The 17,814-nt window shown below is 43.4% G+C and carries 20 protein-coding genes; 15 read left to right on the top strand and 5 right to left on the bottom strand.

What is annotated here, in order from left to right:
* The first annotated feature begins 376 nt into the window (after positions 1-376).
* From pdhA to lpdA, 4 genes are read left to right on the top strand one after another with little or no spacing between them, the layout of a single operon-like run.
* Positions 377-1,492, top strand: coding sequence for a pyruvate dehydrogenase (acetyl-transferring) E1 component subunit alpha (gene pdhA / locus ACNAZ4_RS02185; protein ID WP_415812545.1), 1,116 nt, complete (start codon positions 377-379; stop codon positions 1,490-1,492).
* Positions 1,493-1,495: 3 nt separating this feature from the next.
* Positions 1,496-2,473, top strand: a complete 978-nt coding sequence (locus ACNAZ4_RS02180; protein WP_415812544.1) for an alpha-ketoacid dehydrogenase subunit beta — start codon at positions 1,496-1,498, stop codon at positions 2,471-2,473.
* A gap of 42 nt (positions 2,474-2,515) precedes the next feature.
* Complete coding sequence (locus tag ACNAZ4_RS02175) at positions 2,516-3,883, top strand: dihydrolipoamide acetyltransferase family protein (RefSeq protein WP_415812543.1); 1,368 nt, start codon at positions 2,516-2,518, stop codon at positions 3,881-3,883.
* A 3-nt stretch (positions 3,884-3,886) separates the two neighbouring features.
* Positions 3,887-5,296, top strand: coding sequence for a dihydrolipoyl dehydrogenase (gene lpdA, locus ACNAZ4_RS02170; protein WP_415812542.1), 1,410 nt, complete (start codon positions 3,887-3,889; stop codon positions 5,294-5,296).
* A gap of 36 nt (positions 5,297-5,332) precedes the next feature.
* Here lpdA and ACNAZ4_RS02165 read toward each other — a convergent pair whose 3' ends face one another.
* Positions 5,333-5,710 carry a small peptidoglycan-associated lipoprotein gene (locus ACNAZ4_RS02165; protein ID WP_415812541.1) on the bottom strand — a complete coding sequence of 126 codons (378 nt, stop codon included), beginning with the start codon at positions 5,708-5,710 and terminating at the stop codon, positions 5,333-5,335.
* Positions 5,711-6,229: 519 nt separating this feature from the next.
* On the opposite strand from ACNAZ4_RS02165, the gene ACNAZ4_RS02160 reads away from it, so the two are divergent.
* Positions 6,230-7,102 (top strand): polysaccharide deacetylase family protein, encoded by an 873-nt coding sequence (locus ACNAZ4_RS02160; protein WP_415812540.1) that lies wholly within the window; start codon positions 6,230-6,232, stop codon positions 7,100-7,102.
* Between the two features lie 27 nt (positions 7,103-7,129).
* Here ACNAZ4_RS02160 and ACNAZ4_RS02155 read toward each other — a convergent pair whose 3' ends face one another.
* Entirely contained in the window at positions 7,130-7,564 is a 435-nt protein-coding gene (locus ACNAZ4_RS02155) for a DUF1885 family protein (RefSeq protein ID WP_415812539.1), read from the bottom strand.
* Between the two features lie 158 nt (positions 7,565-7,722).
* Here ACNAZ4_RS02155 and ACNAZ4_RS02150 point away from each other — a divergent pair, with 158 nt between their 5' ends.
* Both ACNAZ4_RS02150 and ACNAZ4_RS02145 read left to right on the top strand, forming a co-directional pair.
* Entirely contained in the window at positions 7,723-8,022 is a 300-nt protein-coding gene (locus ACNAZ4_RS02150) for a DUF3055 domain-containing protein (RefSeq protein ID WP_415812538.1), read from the top strand.
* Between the two features lie 320 nt (positions 8,023-8,342).
* Entirely contained in the window at positions 8,343-8,465 is a 123-nt protein-coding gene (locus ACNAZ4_RS02145) for a GapA-binding peptide SR1P (RefSeq protein ID WP_079508283.1), read from the top strand.
* Between the two features lie 255 nt (positions 8,466-8,720).
* Here the strand turns inward: ACNAZ4_RS02145 and ACNAZ4_RS02140 are convergent, their stop codons facing one another.
* Positions 8,721-10,190: an aminotransferase class I/II-fold pyridoxal phosphate-dependent enzyme gene (locus ACNAZ4_RS02140; RefSeq protein WP_415812537.1), complete on the bottom strand. Its 1,470-nt coding sequence runs from the start codon at positions 10,188-10,190 to the stop codon at positions 8,721-8,723.
* Between the two features lie 220 nt (positions 10,191-10,410).
* On the opposite strand from ACNAZ4_RS02140, the gene ACNAZ4_RS02135 reads away from it, so the two are divergent.
* Together ACNAZ4_RS02135 and ACNAZ4_RS02130 are read left to right on the top strand one after the other, a co-directional pair.
* A complete protein-coding gene (locus ACNAZ4_RS02135) occupies positions 10,411-11,370 on the top strand; it encodes an NAD(P)H-dependent flavin oxidoreductase (protein ID WP_415812536.1) in 960 nt (319 codons plus the stop codon).
* A 110-nt stretch (positions 11,371-11,480) separates the two neighbouring features.
* A complete protein-coding gene (locus ACNAZ4_RS02130) occupies positions 11,481-11,771 on the top strand; it encodes a UPF0223 family protein (RefSeq protein ID WP_415812535.1) in 291 nt (96 codons plus the stop codon).
* A gap of 118 nt (positions 11,772-11,889) precedes the next feature.
* Here the strand turns inward: ACNAZ4_RS02130 and ACNAZ4_RS02125 are convergent, their stop codons facing one another.
* Positions 11,890-12,510: a YktB family protein gene (locus tag ACNAZ4_RS02125; RefSeq protein ID WP_415812534.1), complete on the bottom strand. Its 621-nt coding sequence runs from the start codon at positions 12,508-12,510 to the stop codon at positions 11,890-11,892.
* A gap of 166 nt (positions 12,511-12,676) precedes the next feature.
* On the opposite strand from ACNAZ4_RS02125, the gene ACNAZ4_RS02120 reads away from it, so the two are divergent.
* The 3 genes from ACNAZ4_RS02120 to ACNAZ4_RS02110 all read left to right on the top strand — a co-directional run bounded on the left by ACNAZ4_RS02120 (position 12,677) and on the right by ACNAZ4_RS02110 (position 14,377).
* Entirely contained in the window at positions 12,677-12,871 is a 195-nt protein-coding gene (locus tag ACNAZ4_RS02120; protein WP_079508291.1) for a hypothetical protein, read from the top strand.
* Positions 12,872-13,118: 247 nt separating this feature from the next.
* Positions 13,119-13,922: an inositol monophosphatase family protein gene (locus ACNAZ4_RS02115; RefSeq protein WP_415812533.1), complete on the top strand. Its 804-nt coding sequence runs from the start codon at positions 13,119-13,121 to the stop codon at positions 13,920-13,922.
* Positions 13,916-14,377 (top strand): GNAT family N-acetyltransferase, encoded by a 462-nt coding sequence (locus tag ACNAZ4_RS02110; RefSeq protein ID WP_415812532.1) that lies wholly within the window; start codon positions 13,916-13,918, stop codon positions 14,375-14,377. Before ACNAZ4_RS02115 ends, ACNAZ4_RS02110 begins: the two co-directional genes overlap by 7 nt.
* A 33-nt stretch (positions 14,378-14,410) precedes the next feature.
* Here ACNAZ4_RS02110 and ACNAZ4_RS02105 read toward each other — a convergent pair whose 3' ends face one another.
* On the bottom strand, positions 14,411-14,596 hold the full coding sequence (locus ACNAZ4_RS02105; protein WP_415812531.1) for a YlaF family protein: 186 nt from the start codon (positions 14,594-14,596) through the stop codon (positions 14,411-14,413).
* Positions 14,597-14,749: 153 nt separating this feature from the next.
* Between ACNAZ4_RS02105 and typA the strand changes: the two genes are divergently transcribed.
* Genes typA through ACNAZ4_RS02090 form a run of 3 tightly spaced genes read left to right on the top strand, consistent with a single transcriptional unit; the run spans position 14,750 to position 17,224 of the window.
* Positions 14,750-16,585, top strand: coding sequence for a translational GTPase TypA (gene typA, locus ACNAZ4_RS02100; RefSeq protein ID WP_415812530.1), 1,836 nt, complete (start codon positions 14,750-14,752; stop codon positions 16,583-16,585).
* Between the two features lie 19 nt (positions 16,586-16,604).
* On the top strand, positions 16,605-16,919 hold the full coding sequence (locus ACNAZ4_RS02095) for a YlaH-like family protein (protein ID WP_415812529.1): 315 nt from the start codon (positions 16,605-16,607) through the stop codon (positions 16,917-16,919).
* An 11-nt stretch (positions 16,920-16,930) separates the two neighbouring features.
* Positions 16,931-17,224, top strand: a complete 294-nt coding sequence (locus tag ACNAZ4_RS02090) for a hypothetical protein (protein WP_415812528.1) — start codon at positions 16,931-16,933, stop codon at positions 17,222-17,224.
* The last annotated feature ends 590 nt before the right edge of the window (positions 17,225-17,814 follow it).

Below are 17,814 nucleotides of genomic sequence, written 5' to 3'. Positions count from 1 at the left end.
ATAACATAATGATGGTGATTAAAATTAAAAAAGATAAAACATAGTATTTGACGGAGGTATTTTCCTGATGTAAACTAAAAAACGAATGAGCGAATTGTATTACTCTGTTTATTGATTTTACTAATACAGAATTCAGGAAGCAGTAATGGAGAAATATAAGTTTTTTTATTGTGCATCTGTGGAAAACTATATAATGGTGTGTTCACAGGTTGATCCAGCAAAAATGCTTGGACCCCTTGTGTTCTGCTGTAAATAAGATGAACAGTTCAGCTCAAGATGTATTATAGAAACCCGGGGGAATTTATCCTCATTTTGGGTAACCTAATTTTTGTATATTTAATAAAATTTATGAGTTAGAAAGGAAGAGGTGGCTCTGATGGCATCTAAAACGAAAAACAACACTATTGATGCAAAGAAGCAGCTCGAAAAGATCGAAAGCCAATTTGAAATGTTCCAGATTTTAAATGAAGAAGGCGAAGTCGTTAATGAAGCGGCAATGCCTGAACTTTCGGACGAGCAATTACAAGAATTAATGAAGCGTATGGTTTATACAAGAATTTTGGACCAGCGTTCAATTTCATTGAACCGCCAGGGACGCCTTGGTTTCTACGCTCCAACAGCAGGGCAGGAAGCTTCCCAGCTTGCATCCCAATTCGCACTTGAAAAAGAAGACTTTATTCTTCCAGGATACCGTGATGTACCTCAGATGATCTGGCATGGCCTTCCGCTTACACAGGCATTCTTGTTCTCACGCGGCCACTTCAAGGGCAATCAGATTCCTGAAGGTGTAAACGTCATTTCACCTCAAATCATCATTGGTGCTCAATATATCCAGGCTGCAGGTGTTGCGCTTGGCATGAAAAAACGCGGAGCTCAAGCAGTAGCTGTAACGTACACAGGTGACGGCGGTTCATCACAGGGTGATTTCTACGAGGGAATCAACTTTGCGGGTGCGTATAAAGCTCCAGCAATCTTCTTCGTCCAGAATAACCGTTTTGCGATTTCAACTCCGGTTGAAAAGCAGACTTCTGCACAGACAATTGCTCAAAAAGCTGTTGCTGCAGGTATCCCTGGTATTCAGGTGGATGGAATGGACCCGCTTGCAGTTTATGCTGTAACTCTTGAAGCACGCCAGCGCGCTGTAAACGGAGAAGGTCCTACTTTGATTGAAACGATGACTTACCGTTATGGTCCTCATACCATGGCAGGTGATGACCCAACTCGTTACCGTACATCAGATTTGGACAATGAATGGGAAAAGAAAGATCCATTGGTTCGTTTCCGCAAGTTCCTTGAGAAGAAAAATCTTTGGACTGAAGAGTTGGAAAACGAAACAATCGAAAGAGCAAAAGAAGAAATCAAAAACGCTATCAAAGAAGCGGATGATACTCCTAAGCAAAAGGTAACTGACCTTATGGAAATCATGTATGAAGAAATGCCTGACTACTTAAAAGAACAGTATGAAATATATAAAGAGAAGGAGTCGAAGTAAGCCATGGCTCAAATGACTATGATTCAAGCAATTACAGACGCTCTTCGCGTAGAATTGAAAAATGATCCCAACGTCCTTGTATTCGGGGAAGACGTTGGCGTAAACGGCGGTGTATTCCGTGCGACTGAAGGCCTTCAAAATGAATTTGGTGAAGATCGTGTATTCGATACACCACTGGCGGAATCCGGTATCGGCGGATTGGCGATTGGTCTTGCGCTTCAAGGTTATCGTCCAGTTCCTGAAATCCAGTTCTTTGGTTTCGTTTTTGAAGTAATGGACTCCATTGCAGGGCAAATGGCTCGTATGCGTTACCGCTCTGGCGGCCGCTACAGCTCACCAGTGACGATCCGTTCACCATTCGGAGGAGGCGTACATACTCCAGAGATGCACGCTGACAGCCTTGAAGGAATGGTCGCACAACAGCCTGGCCTAAAAGTTGTCATTCCTTCAACTCCTTATGACGCAAAAGGATTATTGATTTCTGCGATCCGCGATAATGATCCTGTCATTTTCCTTGAGCACATGAAGCTTTATCGCTCATTCCGTCAAGAAGTTCCTGAAGAAGAGTACACAATTCCTCTTGGAAAAGCAGAAGTTAAGCGTGAAGGTAAAGACCTTTCCATCATCACTTACGGAGCAATGGTCCATGAATCACTGAAGGCAGCAGAAGAACTTGAAAAAGAAGGTCATTCTGTAGAAGTAATCGACTTAAGGACTGTAATGCCTTTCGATATCGAAACAATTGTCGCTTCAGTTGAAAAAACAGGAAGAGCGATTGTTGTGCAGGAAGCACAGAAACAAGCTGGTATGGCTGGACAGATCGTTGCCGAAATCAACGATCGCGCAATCCTTAGCCTTGAAGCTCCGGTATTGCGTGTAGCAGCTCCGGATACAGTATTTGCATTCTCTCAAGCAGAATCTGTTTGGCTCCCTAACTATAAAGATGTAATCGAAACAGCTAAGAAAGTACTTGAATTTTAATTAAGCAAACATGATCGAATAAACTTAGGAGGGTGAATTCCATTGGCATTCCAATTTAAGCTGCCAGATATCGGCGAAGGTATTCACGAAGGTGAAATCGTCAAATGGTTCGTAAAACCTGGCGATAAAGTTCAGGAAGACGATGTACTATGCGAAGTGCAGAATGATAAAGCGGTAGTTGAAATTCCTTCACCTGTCGCTGGTACAGTTGAAGAAGTTTTAGTTGAAGAAGGAACAGTTGCAACAGTAGGACAAGTCCTTGTGACATTCGATGCACCAGGATACGAGCATCTTAAATTCAAAGGTGAAGACGAAGATGCACCAGCTGAGCAGCCTAAACAAGAAAAGACAGAAGCTCAGGTACAGTCTACATTAGAGTCTGGCCAGGAAGTTAAAAAAGAAGCAGCAGAAGCTCCTGCACCTGCTGGCGGAACTGGCGCTGGCGCAGCAGCTGCACCACAGTCGGAAGTAGACCCTGACCGCCGAATCGTGGCAATGCCATCTGTCCGTAAATATGCACGTGAAAAAGGTGTTGATATTCGCCAGGTTGCTGGATCAGGCAAGAATGGCCGCATTATCAAAGCTGATGTCGACAACTTCCTAAGCGGAGGGGCTCCGGCAGCTGCACCACAAGCAGATCAAGCGCAGGCAGCTCATGCTGAAGAAGCACCTAAAGCTGCAGCGGCTCAGGCTATCCCAGAAGGACAATATCCTGAAACTCGTGAAAAGATGAGCGGTATCAGAAAAGCGATTGCCAAGGCAATGGTTAACTCTAAGCATACAGCTCCGCACGTTACATTAATGGACGAAGTGGATGTAACGGGGCTTGTTGCACACCGCAAGAAGTTCAAAGAAGTTGCTGCCGGAAAAGGAATCAAGCTTACATTCCTTCCATATGTGGTAAAAGCATTAACAAGTGCGCTTCGTGAATATCCAGCATTGAACACATCATTGGATGATGCTACAAGCGAAATCGTTCACAAGCACTATTACAACATCGGTATCGCTGCGGATACAGACAAAGGATTGCTTGTACCGGTCGTTAAAGATGCTGACCGTAAGTCTGTCTTCTCAATCTCTAATGAGATCAACGAACTTGCAGGAAAAGCTCGCGATGGCAAACTAGCACCAGATGAAATGAAAGGTGCATCTTGCACAATCACAAATATCGGTTCTGCCGGCGGACAATGGTTCACTCCGGTCATCAACCATCCGGAGGTTGCAATCCTTGGAATTGGCCGCATCGCAGAAAAGCCTGTAGTTAAAGATGGAGAAATCGTTGCTGCTCCTGTACTTGCACTTTCTCTAAGCTTCGATCACCGCATGATCGACGGTGCAACTGCACAGCATGCATTGAATCACATCAAGCGCCTGTTGAACGATCCAGAACTATTGTTAATGGAGGGGTAATAAATGGTAGTAGGAGATTTTCCAATCGAAACTGATACTCTTGTCATTGGTGCCGGACCTGGCGGATATGTGGCAGCGATTCGCGCTGCCCAGCTGGGCCAGAAAGTAACAATCGTAGAAAAAGCGACTTTGGGCGGTGTCTGCCTGAACGTCGGCTGTATTCCTTCTAAAGCTTTGATTTCTGCTGGACACAGATTTGAAAATGCAAAGCACTCAGAAGATATGGGCGTTATAGCTGAAAACGTTACGCTTGATTTTTCAAAAGTACAAGAGTTCAAAGCTGGAGTAGTCAAGAAATTGACTGGCGGTGTTGAAGGCTTATTGAAAGGCAACAAAATCGATATCGTTAAAGGCGAAGCGTACTTTGTGGATGCCAACACGATTCGTGTTATGGATGAAAATTCAGCACAGACATATACTTTCAAGAACGCTATCCTTGCTACTGGATCACGTCCAATCGAGATCCCGGCTTTCAAATTCTCTAAGCGTGTGCTTGATTCCACTGGTGCATTGAATCTTCAGGAACTTCCTGAGAGCATCGTTGTCATCGGCGGCGGATATATCGGCACAGAGCTTGGCGGTGCGTACGCAAGCTTCGGCACGAAGGTTACGATCCTTGAAGGCGCAGACGAAATCCTCAATGGTTTCGAGAAGCAAATGTCATCACTTGTGAAAAAGAACCTTAAGAAAAAGGGTGCTGAAGTGATCACGAAGGCACTTGCTAAAGGTGTTGAAGAAACTGACACTGGCGTAACTGTGACTTATGAAGTTAAAGGTGAAGTACAAAAAGTCGAAGCAGATTACGTATTTGTCATGGTAGGCAGAAAGCCTAACACTGACGAGTTGGGTCTTGAGCAAGTCGGAATTGAAATGACAGAACGTGGTGTCATCAAAATCGACAAGCAATGCCGTACCAATGTCAGCAACATCTACGCTATCGGAGACATCGTTGAAGGACCGCCGCTTGCTCATAAAGCATCTTACGAAGGTAAAATCGCTGCTGAGGCAATTGCTGGACATCCTTCAGAGATCGATTACCTTGCAATCCCGGCAGTCGTTTTCTCTGATCCGGAATTAGCTTCTGTTGGTTACTCAGAAAAAGAAGCAAAAGATGCTGGCTTAGACGTGAAAGCAGCGAAGTTCCCATTTGCAGCGAACGGCCGTGCACTTTCACTTAACCAGACAGATGGCTTCCTGAAGCTGATTACACGCAAAGAAGATGATATTGTAGTTGGTGCACAAATCGCTGGCCCTAATGCTTCCGATATGATTGCTGAACTTGGTTTGGCAATTGAAGCAGGCATGACAGCTGAAGACCTTGCAATGACCATCCACGCTCACCCAACATTAGGTGAAATTACGATGGAAGCTGCAGAAGTTGCGCTAGGAAATCCAATTCATATCGTAAAATAAAACAAAAAAATCCTTCCCAATCTGGGAAGGATTTTTTTAATCATTATTCAAAACAGCAGAGATGGGTTCTATGATCTGTTCTTTGGTGACACTTCCATTTACATTCGCGAGGACCTGGTCACGATGGACAATCAGGATGGCGGGGAACTTTTTCTCTTTAAGAAGATCATGGTACTGGTTAGCATTTGAAGCTGGAATGACAACAATGTTATTAAATTCTGCCGGGTATTCCTTCTTTAACTCTATGATTGCGTCATAGTAGGAAGATTCCTGCTTGTAATTCTTTTCATCTGAAAAGAAGACAACCTGCTTTATATCCTCATTCAGCACCAGTTTGTCTGAATTGTTGACTGGATTGCATGAAGCCGTGAGAAAAAGGAACGTAGCGACAAAAACAAAAGATAAGCCTTTCATTTATCTTTGCCTCACTTTTTTCTTATTATTTTTCCTCTGGGATAACTAGTTGTCCATATTCTATCACAGCAATTTCCAAAAGAATGGAATGTTATTGAATTGTTACATAAATGAAAAATATCCTTCCAAACAGTACATATACTAGTAAAAAGAATGGATGTTTAGCAGTTTGCAGGTCGGGAAAGATAAATTAGACATGGTGGTGGAGGGTTTGAAGGTGTATACGGTTTTATTGCTTCAATCACTCATATGGAGTGGGTATACCTTGACGGAATGGCTATCCAAACATGACCATCCGATTTATAATGGTATTATGTTCATTGTATTTTTTTATCTGGCAATAATAATCGGCAATTTTTTTATGAAGTCGGCAAGAAAAACTTTCTTGGTCACCATATTAAGTCTTGCTCTTTATGTGTCTTTCCATTTCACAATGTCTCTCATTGCATAATATTGTCCAGAGGGAATGCCATATAACCATCATTGTCAGCAAGGAAATTCCAACAGGAGGGGACAGTTTTGAATCGAACGTTTACACTGATGCTTACGGCATCTTTATTGCTAGCTGGCTGCAGTGCGGCTGAAAATGCCGCAAAACCAAAAGAGACTGATGAAGTAAACAAAGAACAAATCGACGCAGAGGAAGGCGCTGAGAGCGCAACGGAAAGCAGCGAAGCAGAGGAGGCAGAAGAAGCAACAGAAGAACAAGTTCCCGAGAGCACCGAAGTGGAACAAAGCACACCGAAGTATCGGATGAAAACGGATTTTTCGATAGAGAATATTGAAAATCCTGATGAAAAGATTGTTTTGTTGACGATTGACGACGCTCCTGATAAAAATGCTCTCGAAATGGCAAAGACGTTGAAGGAATTAGGAGTGAAAGCAATATTTTTCGTGAATGGGCATTTTCTTGATACGCCTGAAGAAGGAGAAGTCTTAAAGGAAATCCATCAGATGGGTTTCATGATTGGCAACCATACATATAATCACAAGTCATTGAAGGATTTATCAGAAGAACAGCAAAGAAAGGAAATCGTAGACCTGAATGATCGGGTGGAAGAGCTGATCGGCGAAAGACCGCAATTTTTCAGGGCGCCATTTGGGATGAATACGGATTACAGCAAGAAGCTCGCTGCTGACGAAAAAATGCTGGTGATGAACTGGACCTACGGATATGATTGGGAAAAAGACTATCAATCCAAGGAAGCATTGACTGATATCATGGTGAATTCACCATATCTGCGAAATGGCGGGAATTTGCTGATGCATGACAGGAAATGGACAAGCGAGGCATTGGGGGATATCGTGAAGGGGCTTCAAGACAAAGGCTATACTATTGTCGATCCTTCACTGATTGAAACTCCTGCAAATAGCGAAACGGCTGCTCAATAGCAGCCGTTTCGTTTTGGATTTCAGGAATTATTTACGAGGGTAAAAGTACATGATTCTTCCATTGAATAAATGCAGTTCACCCTGAAGTTTCTTCCCGATGAATTTGCTGAATTCATTTGCTTTTCCCTTATCGCCAGCAGTTGCAGTTGGAGGAAGGGTGATTTGTATGTATGATTGTTCGCGTTCCGAACCATCCTCATTGACAACGTTTTCTTTGTCGACACCAATCAGGATTGCATGATAACGGTCCTGGGAGGATTCAAGGTAAAACCAAGCACCTTTGCCATCTGCTTTTTCCTTCAGTTCATATGGGAAGGCTGAGTTTTCATAATTCCAGTCCACCTGATCGCCTGTTTTCGAGGTGATTTCTTTGTAGTAATTAAATAAATCTTTCAGTTCTTCTGTGGAAATGGCTTGCTGAGATGATGATGGAACAAGTTTTATATAAGCATTACTAGACATCGTCCAATCCCCTTTTCCTATCTATTCCTTCCCATTTTATCACTCCTGAAAAAGTGTTGACAATAGAATAAAAGCTTTTTAGCTTTACATGCACTTGCCTTTTTGTCAAAATTGAATTATAATAATATTCTAAATATTTAATTTTAAGGAGGAGGCATATGGAACTATTCGAAAAGCTTTATGATGAGCACGAAAAGGTTCATGTCAGGTTTGTGGGGTTCACCACGTATGACACCCGTTATGACTTTGGGATCGTGTATACCAATATGTTTTTCGGAAAACCGCTTGTAGTCTGCATGCAGACAGGGCGTTCAGCACTCCTCGACCCAAAGGACATAGAAGACGTAGAATATTTACAGAAAGCATTCCATATTACAGAAGTCCGGCAGGCTGAGGACCTAGCGCTGTTTTTTAATGAAGAATTGCCGACAGCCCCTTTCCAGACTCAATACGAATAAGAGTGTGAAGCGAACAGGCCTGCAGCAGGTCTGTTTTAATTTTGGGCAAAAATATTTTATAAAGAACCCCCCCTTTGGCGATTTTAATCAAGGATTCCTGCACGCTTATTAGCATAATTAGAAAAAATAGTACTGAAGATTAAAAGTGTCATACTAATTGCCCTGAATACATAAAAATAGTTTGAGTGCAGCAAAAAATACCTTTAAATAATAAAAGTGTTATACAATTTAGGCTTGAAATCTTAATAGTGTTATATTATTATATATTTAGAAGTTAATGAAGCGCTTTCAAAATTCAAAATGAAAAGGGGTTTGAAAAGATGGGCACGATCGTTTGTCAAACTTGCAATTCTACAATTGACCATTTCGAAGATGAGAAAGTAACAGTATTATATTCAAAAAAATGCAACTGCTGCGACCATGAAGGTGCAGAGGAAAGATAAGAATAGACAAAAGGGCATGCGCGATGGCATGCCCTTCTTTTTTGGTTAGGAAATTATAAAAGTATTTTGTGTGAATAACTACATATGGGAGTCTTAATCCAGATCCAGCGCCTAGCCCCTCGAGACGCTTGGCTAGCTGCGGCTCCTAACTCCTCGAGACGTTTCGGTCCTGCCAATGAAGTCAAAGAACGACTTCACTGTCAGGCCCTCCAGCGCTTGTCGGGGCTGAACAAGGCGCTTGCGCTTTTTTTGTTCTTATCTGATCGCTTTGTGTTCCTTGATCACTCGGAATGATTTAAGTTCATCATCCTCAGGTCCTTGTACAGGAAGCCCGGCTTCCATATTGGTCTTGATATATACAAGGTTTTCTTTGGTGATGATTTCGCCCGGTATGAATATTGGGATTCCTGGAGGATACACCATAACGAATTCAGCAATGATCCGTCCTTCTGATTCCTCGACAGGAACAACCTCTGTATCAGCATAAAATGCGTCTCTAGGCGTCAAAGCCAATAGTGGAATATCAGGAAGCATAACTTCGGCATGGACTTTTTCAGCCAGGTGGTGGAATTCCTTAGAAAGCTCACGCAATGCCTGAACAAGAATCTCTGCTTCTTTCTGCGTGTCACCAGGTGTGATGATGCACAGGATATTATATAAATCTGAAAGTTCAACTTCGATATTATATTTTTCACGAAGCCAGTTTTCAACCTCGTACCCAGTGATATTCAAATCTTTGATGCTGATGAGTACTTTTGTAGGATCAAAATCAAAGGTGGCATTTGTTCCAAGCAGGTCTTCACCAGGACAGTAGAGATGTTCAATTTCATTTACTTGTCCCCGGATCCATTGCGCCAATTTAATCGTCCTGCCGATGATTTCTCTTCCTTCAATGGCAAGCCTTCTCCGCGCTGTATCCAACGATGCAAGCAGCAGATAGGAAGTGGATGTGGTCGTCAGCATGCTGATAATGGATTGGACACGCTTGGCCGAAACCAGGCCTTCTTTTACATTCAGGATAGAGCTTTGGGTCATCGAACCGCCAAGCTTGTGCACGCTGGTGGCAGCCATATCGGCACCTGCCTGCATTGCTGACAGCGGGAGATCCTCATGGAAATGGATATGGACCCCATGAGCCTCATCCACCAATACCGGTACATCATAAGAATGAGCAATCTCAACAATCTTCTTTAAATCGGCTGCAAAACCGAAATAGGTTGGATTGATCACCAGCAAACCTTTTGCATCCGGATGCTGTTCAAGAGCCTTTTCAACGGAATCTGTTGAGATGCCGTGGGAAATACCCAACTTCTTATCGATCTCTGGGTGAATGAAGATCGGAATGGCGCCGGAAAAAACGATGGCAGACATGATTGATTTGTGCACGTTACGCGGAACGATGATTTTATCCCCAGGTCCGCAGACCGTCATGATCATCGTCATGATCGCGCCGCTTGTGCCCTGTACTGAAAAGAAAGTGTGGTCCGCGCCGAAAGCTTCAGCCGCCAGCTCCTGTGCCTGCTTGATGATTCCTTTAGGTGAATGGAGATCGTCAAGCGGTCCGATATTGATCAAGTCGATGGACAGGGCATTATCGCCGATGAATTCACGGAACTCAGGATCAATCCCGCTGCCTTTCTTATGGCCGGGTATATGAAATTGGATCGGATTCTTTTCTGCGTGTTTCAACAGGCTAGTAAATAGTGGTGTTTCGTTTTGTGACAATTGATGATCACACCTCTTTAATGTATTGGATTCCCTTTTTATAGGTTAATATAATTTTTCAGCTTTTAAAAAAATAAAACACATGCATTATAGCACTAAACAGGGTGTTTGCAAAGAATTTCATAATAACCAGAAAAACGGCATTCCTTCTACAAGAAAACAGGAAATAGAGCTTCTATTAGAGAAGTATTAATGATTCAACATGTGAAGGAGAGGTACTATGAACTGGAAAACAGATGTAACGAGCCTATTAGGAATACAATACCCGATTATCCAGGGAGGACTCGCTTATCTTGCATATTCTGAGCTTGCTGCTGCGGTATCGAATGCAGGAGGATTGGGCCAGATCACCGCGATGTCACTTCCTGACCCGGATGCATTGAGAAGGGAGATACATAAGGTAAGGGAGCTGACTGATCAGCCATTTGGAGTCAACTTTGCCATCGGCCAGCATGGAAGGCCTTTTTCGCATTACCTGGATGTCGCGATTGAAGAAGATGTTCCGGTTATTTCCATGACAGGAGGCAACCCGGCGCCAATCTTTGAACAGTTGAAAGGAACTTCTATAAAAAAATTGGTTCTGGTGGCAGCGAAGCGGCAGGCACAAAAAGCGGAAGAGCTGGGAGCAGACGCAGTTATGGTTGTCGGACAGGAAGGGGGCGGCCATCTTGGGAAGAGCGATATTGGAACGATGGTGCTGATTCCAGCTGTAGTCGATGCAGTCAGCATCCCGGTCATCGCTTCTGGTGGAATTGGAGATGGACGCGGCCTGATGGCAGCATTAAGCCTAGGGGCAGAGGGAATTGAGATGGGTACCCGCTTCATCGCTACAAAAGAATGCGTCCATGCGAATGAACTGTACAAGCAAAAGCTGGTGGAAGGAAGCGAAAATGATACGACTGTAATAAAAAAAACGCTTGGCATGCCGGCAAGAGCGATTGCCAATCCATTGACTGAAAGAATCCTTGAGATAGAGAAGCAAGGCGGTGGCTATGACGATCTAAAGGAATTGATAAGCGGGACTGCAAACCGAAAATATATCTATAATGGTGATGATGAAAATGGTTTTGGCTGGGCTGGACAGGTGATGGGATTGATCAAGGACTCGCCTACAGTCGCAGAGCTGTTTGATAGGATCATCAAAGAAGCAGAAGCTATCAGGACAACATGGAGGAGTTAAGGGGCTGCGGTGCTTGCGCTACCAGATAAATAACGGTACAATCGATTAACATAATAAAGGTGGCAGGGGCAGGCAGTTCCCTGGCACAGGAAAAAAGCAGGTGAGCACACATGGAATACCAGTATCCAATCGACCACACATGGTCGACTGATGAAATTGTCGATGTCATCCATTTTTACGAATGCATTGAAAAAGCATATGAAAAAGGAATTGAGCGCGACACTCTGCTTCTGGCATACAGACGATTTAAAGAAATCGTCCCGGGAAAAGCCCAGGAAAAGACACTTTTCAATGAATTTGAAGAAGTCAGCGGTTATGTCTCTTACCAGGCAGTTAAAGAAATCAAGCAAACCGGAACAGGCGAGAAGATCAATGTCGCCCCTAAAAAGACCAAAAGATGATTTGTTGAAACCAAAGAAAGAGCCCATGCTAAATGGGCTCTTTCTTATTGTCCAGCTCCGTCTGCCAATTCTTTGGAAAACTTGTCGAAAATGGGCGGTCGCCTGCGCATTTCATGGTTTATGCGATTCTATATAGGGGTAATGTTTCTTTAAATACAAACTCAATTTTTGAAAGCATTTCATCACCGCTTAACTTAATGGCTTCCTCGCGAGGAATGTTCAATCCGCAAAGGATTTCAGCCTTTTTTACAGTTTGGAGTCGCTGGAACATTGCCAGAAGATCTTCATTGGAAAGCTCGCCATGCATCGTGGCTTCCGGCTTCATATGATCGCCTGACCAATAGAAGTTCTTAGGAGTGCGGGCAAAAATAGAATGAAGATCCTTTTCAAGCTTTTTCCCGATTGCTTCCTTTTCAGGTGCTTCGTAGATCACGGCGAACCAGATGAAGACATGGGTTTCCCAGAGGCCAATTTGGAAATGAGGAAGCATTTTATATCCTCTTGGATTGCTTGCGAAAGCGACCCAAGTATCCTTAGGCGGGTTCTTTGTCCTTCTGGCATGTTTGGCGACATGATAATGCATTTCTTCGCCGGCAATATTTGAAAGCGTCGGGGCGAAGTGCTGGCCCAGTTGCTCCAGTTTAGGGCGGATCTGGGATTTTAAAGCCTCCATTCGTTCATCGAGACCGTCAATTTCAAAAACATCAAAATCTGCTTTTTCGAATCCTTGGAATGACAAAATAAAAACCTCCTAGTACTTTGTCAAATATTGTAGCAAAAGCTTATGAAAAATAGAAGCGGCAGGACTTTTCGGAGACCTGGGTAAACGCACATATTTGTACCACAGGCAGTTGGAGCTTCATACAATGAATAAAAAACTAGAAATTAATAGAGGAGTGTAAATAATGAAACAACTCATAAATTCAACGAGAAAAAGAAATGGTGAGCTGCAGAGAACAGCTGTACTTCGACTGGAAATGGATTATGAATTAGCGACACTTTTTGATGCAATGACTGAATCAGATAAACCGAAAATGAAAGAATGTAAACAGAAACTAGAAAGAATCAGACAAGAATTATTGCGTTTAAAGGCTTTGTAAGCAATAAACGCAAGGTGAAAGAAGAAGTTGGCAAATGCTTATTCAAACGGAATACTGCGGCAATCCAGACACTTGACGAACTCCTGTAATGCAGACGGAGTTCGTTTCTTATGTTTCTGAACTTGATCTGCTTGCATGTAATACACATGACAAGGGAAACCCTAATACTTGATGGAAATAGCGAAAATCCGATAAGCTAAAATAGATTCCTCATATAGTAAAAAATATTGGAACGGGGGAAAACTGAATGGGATATAACCTGAAAGAAATTGATACATATGCGAAAAACTGGATAAAAGAGGCTGGAGAGAACATCAGGGCTTCGTTTCCCAAAACATTGAATGTGACGTCCAAGTCGAATCCGAATGATCTTGTGACGGATATAGATCAAGCAACAGAGCAATATTTCATCAATAAAATCAAAGGGACATACCCTGACCACAAAATCTTAGGTGAAGAAGGGTATGGTGATGAGATCACCAGTTTATCTGGGGTGGTCTGGATAATAGACCCAATCGATGGAACAATGAATTTCATCCATCAGCAGCGGAACTTTGCAATCTCCATTGGCATTTACATCGATGGTGAAGGAATGATCGGTCTCATCTATGATGTCGTCCATGATGAACTTTACCATTGCATAAAGGGAAATGGCGTTTATCTAAACGAAAAGCCGATTCCTCAACTTACAGAAGCGAAAGTCAGTGAATCCATCCTTGCACTCAATGCAACCTGGGTCGCTCCAAATAAACGGATCGATCATCAATTGCTGATCCCTCTTGTCAAAGATGTAAGAGGGACCCGTTCCTATGGTTCAGCGGCGATGGAAATGGTCTATGTTGCTACTGGCAGGATTGATGCCTATATGACCCCAAGGCTTGCACCATGGGATATTGCTGCAGGGATCATCATGATCAAGGAGCTTGGCGGAGAGGCCACAGACCTCAGGGGAGAAGAGCTGGATATGCTGAAGCAGAATTCCTTGTTTGTGTCGAAACCTGGCCTGCATGGAGATATTTTGCGTAACTACCTGAAGGATGGAAAATGGTGAACCTGGCTTGGCGTCCATATTCAAGTTCTTATTCAGTTTTTTTACAGGAACTTGCGGAATCCAGCCGGAAATGGATGGAAAATGAGTTGAAAGGTCTGGATCTGCCTGATTATTTAATGCAGTATGAGGAACTGTCAGGTGAATGGAGGGTCTGGGAAAAAAGAGGCATCCCTGTTTCAGTCACTTTCCATGTGGAATCTGCTCCCTCCAATCAAAAGCCGTGGCTGGGTACGATCCTGGTAAAAGCAGATGAACGGAGAAGTGGAATCGCATCGACGATCCTGGACGAGCTTTCGGCTGAATTGAAAGCAAGCGGACATAAAGCTCTCTTCGCTGCAATTTTGATCGATGAATATGAATGGTCCAATTTTTTGACTGATTGCGGGTTTGAACAATTCAAAACAGAAGAAAATGAGGGCGAGACCTTTTTGATCATGGTCCGCCCTCTCGGTTGACCGGCTGCCAAACCAGCCGGTTTTATTTTTATCCTAAAGCTCTCCTGCTTCTCTCATCTGCTTTTTTTTCTTAAAACCGAAGCCCATTACAAACACAAGGGCGATGACACAGAAGATAGCACCGGCAATGCTTCGTTCACCGATGGCGATTCCTATCCCAATCATGCATGAAGCAGCTGCAAATGCGAAAAATAATAATGGCCATTTTATCTGTTTCAAAGGTGATTCCCCCATTCGACAATTAGTGCAATTAATAATATATTTAATTGTACAATAAAATGCTTTTAGGTTTCTACACTTATTGTGTTATAATATGTAAGTTGTGTAAAAAGCCAAAAGATAAATTATGATATTAAAGGCAGGGTGACTTTTTTGAAATTAAGAGAAGATATTAGAAATATAGCGATCATTGCCCACGTTGACCATGGTAAAACGACATTGGTCGACCAGCTTCTGAAGCAATCAGGTACTTTCCGTACAAATGAGCATGTCGAAGAGCGCGCAATGGATTCAAATGATTTGGAAAGAGAACGGGGAATCACGATCCTCGCGAAAAATACAGCAATTTCCTATAAAGATACACGTATTAACATTCTTGATACTCCTGGACACGCTGACTTTGGCGGCGAGGTTGAGCGTATCATGAAAATGGTTGACGGCGTCTTGCTTGTTGTCGATGCATACGAAGGCTGCATGCCGCAAACACGCTTTGTTTTGAAGAAGGCACTTGAACAGCATTTGACACCAATCGTGGTCGTGAACAAGATTGACCGTGATTTTGCTCGTCCTGCTGAGGTTGTTGATGAAGTCATTGACTTGTTTATCGAACTAGGTGCAGATGAGGATCAGCTTGAATTCCCAGTTGTTTATGCTTCTGCAATCAACGGAACAGCAAGCATGGACCCTGAAAAACAGGATGAAAATATGCAGTCATTATACGAGTCAATCATTGACCACATCCCTGCACCTGTTGATAACCGTGAAGAGCCTCTACAATTCCAGGTTGCCCTTCTTGACTATAATGACTATGTAGGTAGAATCGGTATCGGCCGTGTTTTCCGCGGTACAATGAAGGTTGGCCAGCAGGTAGCATTGATGAAGCTTGACGGTTCAGTTAAGCAATTCAGGGTTACAAAGATTTTTGGTTTCTTCGGACTGAAGCGCCAGGAAATCCAGGAAGCAAATGCTGGTGATCTAATTGCGGTTTCCGGAATGGAAGACATCAATGTTGGTGAAACGGTATGTCCATTCGACAATCAGGATCCACTTCCGGTTTTACGAATCGATGAGCCTACGCTGCAAATGACATTCCTAGTCAACAACAGTCCTTTCGCAGGACGCGAGGGTAAATACCTTACTGCGAGGAAAATCGAAGAAAGACTTCGCGCTCAGCTGCAAACGGACGTTAGTCTTAGAGTAGACAATACGGACTCACCTGATGAATGGATCGTTTCAGGCCGTGGTGAATTGCACCTGTCTATCCTGATCGAAAACATGCGCCGTGAAGGTTATGAACTTCAAGTATCAAAGCCTGAAGTTATCGTACGAGTAATTGATGGAGTAAGAAGTGAACCGGTAGAACGCGTTCAAATCGATGTTCCTGAAGAACACACTGGTTCCATTATGGAATCAATCGGTGCACGTAAAGGCGAAATGCTCGATATGATCAACAATGGAAGCGGCCAGGTTCGATTGATCTTCAACGTGCCGGCACGCGGACTGATCGGTTACACAACAGAATTTTTAACATTGACTCGCGGATATGGTATCATTAACCATACATTCGACAGCTATCAGCCAATGCTTCAGGGCCAGGTAGGCGGACGCCGCCAGGGTGTTCTCGTATCAATGGAATCCGGAAAATCATCTACTTATGGTATCATGCAGGTAGAAGACCGCGGAACGATTTTCGTTGAGCCAGGTACTGAAATTTATGAGGGCATGATTGTCGGTGAACACACTCGTGAAAATGACATCACAGTCAATATCACGAAGGTTAAGGCAGCAACAAATATCCGTTCTGCAAATAAAGACCAGACTTCTGTCATCAAGAAGCCAAGAATCATGACACTAGAAGAATCATTAGAGTACTTGAACGATGACGAGTATTGCGAAGTAACACCAGAATCAATCAGACTCCGCAAAAAGATTCTTGATAAGAATGAGCGCGAAAGACAGGCTAAAAAGAAGAAATTTGCTGAGGCTTAATTAAGTAGGGGGAAGAAGTATGGATGTAAGCCAAAGATTGTCATTTTTTGCAGCATTATTCAGGGTAGATGAAAATCCGACGGTTGGAATGTGGATGCTGTATCTCACAATTGCCGCTCTGAGCATCCTCGTTTATAAACTTGGATTTGCACAGAAGCTGCCAGTCCTGAAGAGTGTCATCATCTACGCATTTCTATTGCTGGGCTCTACAGTCCTGACCTTCCTCGCTATTTTCCTTCCCATTGCGGAAGGACTTGTGGTCGCTGCGCTCATCCTGATCATTTACAAGCTCAGGCTGCGCCAGCATAAAAAAGCAGAAGCAAACGTCAAATAGGAGTTGGGGAAATGAAATCACTCCAGGATGCAATATACAATTGGCTGACCATCAAAATCGTCAGCGACGCCCGGCCAGAAGATACAGCAGCAGCAGACACGACTCAACTGTTCGAGCAAATCCTTGCCGAAGAACATAAAGTCGAATCAAAAGAACTAAAACGGGACGCACTGATGTATTATGTCACAGTCGTGCAGGAAGGGAACTCCAAAGAGTACCGCTTCCCACGCGACCTGATCGAAGTCATGCTTGATCAAATCAGGCAGGAACCAGACAAATATGCGAACTACCCGGAAGAAGAATAGTGAAAAATCCGCCCAGAAATGGGCGGATTTTTTGCTGTTGAATAGAATTATGTGGGTTTGGATTTACTGATATAGCTGGGGCAGCGGCTAAGAATATAAAATAAAGACAGGTTGGTGGCTCAAAGCGGAAAAGTTGTCAAATAAGCATCGGATTCAGACAGGTTTGTGGCGCAAAGCAGAAAAGCTGTCAAAATAACGCGCTGATTCAGACAGGTTTGAGGTTCAAAGCAGAAAAGCTGTCTAAATAAGCACCGGATTCAGACAGGTTTGAGGTTCAAAGCAGAAAAGCTGTCAAAATAACGCGCTGATTCAGACAGGTTTGAGGAGAAAAGCCGAAAAGCTGTCTAAATAAGCACCGGATTCGGACAGGTTTGAGGTTCAAAGCAGAAAAGCTGTCAAAATAACGCCTAGATTCAGACAGGTTGGAGGCTAGAAGCGACAAAGCTGTCAAAAATACACCCGGCTTCGGACAGGTTCACAGTGCAAAGCAGAAAAGCTGTCAAAACACCACCAGGATTCAGACAGATTCCAGGCTACAACCCCAAAAGCTGTCTGAATCACCTTCAACAGATCTCGCCCCTACTATTATC

The organism is Mesobacillus thioparans (assembly GCF_965138835.1).
In the GTDB taxonomy this organism is placed as follows: Bacteria; Bacillota; Bacilli; order Bacillales; family Cytobacillaceae; genus Mesobacillus; species Mesobacillus thioparans.
The sequence above is the reverse complement of the archived record's forward strand: the minus strand, read 5'-3'. Positions and strand labels throughout refer to the sequence as shown.

Bases quoted from the DNA above. Each gene is read 5' to 3' on its own strand.
- pdhA (WP_415812545.1), top strand. From the start codon at position 377: ATGGCATCTAAAACGAAAAACAACACTATTGATGCAAAGAAGCAGCTC.
- ACNAZ4_RS02180 (WP_415812544.1), top strand. From the start codon at position 1,496: ATGGCTCAAATGACTATGATTCAAGCAATTACAGACGCTCTTCGCGTA.
- lpdA (WP_415812542.1), top strand. From the start codon at position 3,887: ATGGTAGTAGGAGATTTTCCAATCGAAACTGATACTCTTGTCATTGGT.
- ACNAZ4_RS02165 (WP_415812541.1), bottom strand. From the start codon at position 5,710: ATGAAAGGCTTATCTTTTGTTTTTGTCGCTACGTTCCTTTTTCTCACG.
- ACNAZ4_RS02155 (WP_415812539.1), bottom strand. From the start codon at position 7,564: ATGTCTAGTAATGCTTATATAAAACTTGTTCCATCATCATCTCAGCAA.
- ACNAZ4_RS02150 (WP_415812538.1), top strand. From the start codon at position 7,723: ATGGAACTATTCGAAAAGCTTTATGATGAGCACGAAAAGGTTCATGTC.
- ACNAZ4_RS02145 (WP_079508283.1), top strand. From the start codon at position 8,343: ATGGGCACGATCGTTTGTCAAACTTGCAATTCTACAATTGACCATTTC.
- ACNAZ4_RS02135 (WP_415812536.1), top strand. From the start codon at position 10,411: ATGAACTGGAAAACAGATGTAACGAGCCTATTAGGAATACAATACCCG.
- ACNAZ4_RS02130 (WP_415812535.1), top strand. From the start codon at position 11,481: ATGGAATACCAGTATCCAATCGACCACACATGGTCGACTGATGAAATT.
- ACNAZ4_RS02120 (WP_079508291.1), top strand. From the start codon at position 12,677: ATGAAACAACTCATAAATTCAACGAGAAAAAGAAATGGTGAGCTGCAG.
- ACNAZ4_RS02115 (WP_415812533.1), top strand. From the start codon at position 13,119: ATGGGATATAACCTGAAAGAAATTGATACATATGCGAAAAACTGGATA.
- ACNAZ4_RS02110 (WP_415812532.1), top strand. From the start codon at position 13,916: ATGGTGAACCTGGCTTGGCGTCCATATTCAAGTTCTTATTCAGTTTTT.
- ACNAZ4_RS02095 (WP_415812529.1), top strand. From the start codon at position 16,605: ATGGATGTAAGCCAAAGATTGTCATTTTTTGCAGCATTATTCAGGGTA.
- ACNAZ4_RS02090 (WP_415812528.1), top strand. From the start codon at position 16,931: ATGAAATCACTCCAGGATGCAATATACAATTGGCTGACCATCAAAATC.